The 1,233-nt window shown below is 65.8% G+C and carries 1 protein-coding gene; it reads right to left on the bottom strand.

Annotated elements, in window-relative coordinates:
- Window positions 1–65 precede the first annotated feature (65 nt).
- The gene (prpF, locus tag ACK1U9_RS10705; RefSeq protein ID WP_449109885.1) at window positions 66–1,232 is read right to left on the bottom strand and encodes a 2-methylaconitate cis-trans isomerase PrpF; all 1,167 of its coding nucleotides are present in this window, start codon (window positions 1,230–1,232) and stop codon (window positions 66–68) included.
- Between the last annotated feature and the right edge of the window lies 1 nt (window position 1,233).

Raw genomic sequence — 1,233 nt, 5'->3', positions numbered from 1 at the left:
GCGGGCGAGCCCGCGAAGGGCCGCAAAGCGGCCCCAACGAACTAAAGCCGAGCGCCAGTGGTGCGTTAGAAGCTATCGCCAGGCACGCGAACCCAGCCCTCCATCAGCACGCGAGCACTGCGGCTCATGATTGCCTTGGTCACTGTCCATTCACCATTCACCTGGCGCGCCTCGGCCCCCACCCGCAGGGTGCCCGAGGGGTGGCCGAAACGCACGGCGCTGCGCTCGCCCCCGCCTGCGGCGAGGTTGACCAGCGTGCCCGGAATGGCCGCCGCGGTGCCGATGGCCACCGCGGCCGTCCCCATCATTGCATGGTGCAGCTTGCCCATCGACAAGGCCCGTACCAGCAAGTCGATATCACCTGCCTGCACCGCTTTGCCACTGGACGCAGTGTAGGTGCTCGGCGGCGCGACGAAAGCCACTTTCGGTGTGTGCTGACGCCCGGCAGCCTGGTCGACGTTGTCGATCAGGCCCATGCGTACGGCACCATAGGCGCGAATCGTCTCGAAGCGCAGCAGCGCCTGCGCGTCGCCGTTGATGGCGTCCTGCAGTTCGGTGCCGGTGTAGCCGATATCCGCCGCATTGACGAAGATGGTCGGGATACCGGCATTGATCAGGGTCGCCTTGAACGTCCCGACACCTGGCACATCGAGGTCATCGACCAGATTGCCGGTGGGGAACATCGCCCCGCCGTCGCCATCTTCATCGGCCGCCGGGTCGAGGAACTCCAGCTGCACCTCTGCAGCCGGGAAGGTCACCCCGTCCAGCTCGAAGTCGCCGGTTTCCTGCACTTCTCCCTCGGTGATCGGCACATGGGCGATGATGGTCTTGCCGATGTTGGCCTGCCAGATGCGCACGGTGGCGATGCCGTTGCGCGGAATGCGTGCCGGGTCGACCAGGCCGCTGCTGATGGCGAACGATCCGACCGCGGCGGAGAGGTTGCCGCAATTGCCGCTCCAGTCGACGAAGGCCTTGTCGATGCTGACCTGGCCGAACAGGTAGTCGACATCGTGTTCAGGCTTGATGCTTTGCGACAGGATCACGGTCTTGCTGGTGCTCGAAGTGGCACCGCCCATGCCGTCGATCTGCTTGCCATAGGGGTCGGGGCTGCCGATCACCCGCAGCAGCAGTGCATCACGGGCAGGGCCGGGGATCTGCGCCTGCTCGGGCAGGTCTTGCAGGCGGAAGAACACGCCTTTGCTGGTGCCGCCACGGATGTAGGTGGCGGGGATT

The sequence above is a fragment of the Pseudomonas sp. XP1 genome, from assembly GCF_053557675.1.
The sequence above is the reverse complement of the archived record's forward strand: the minus strand, read 5'-3'. Positions and strand labels throughout refer to the sequence as shown.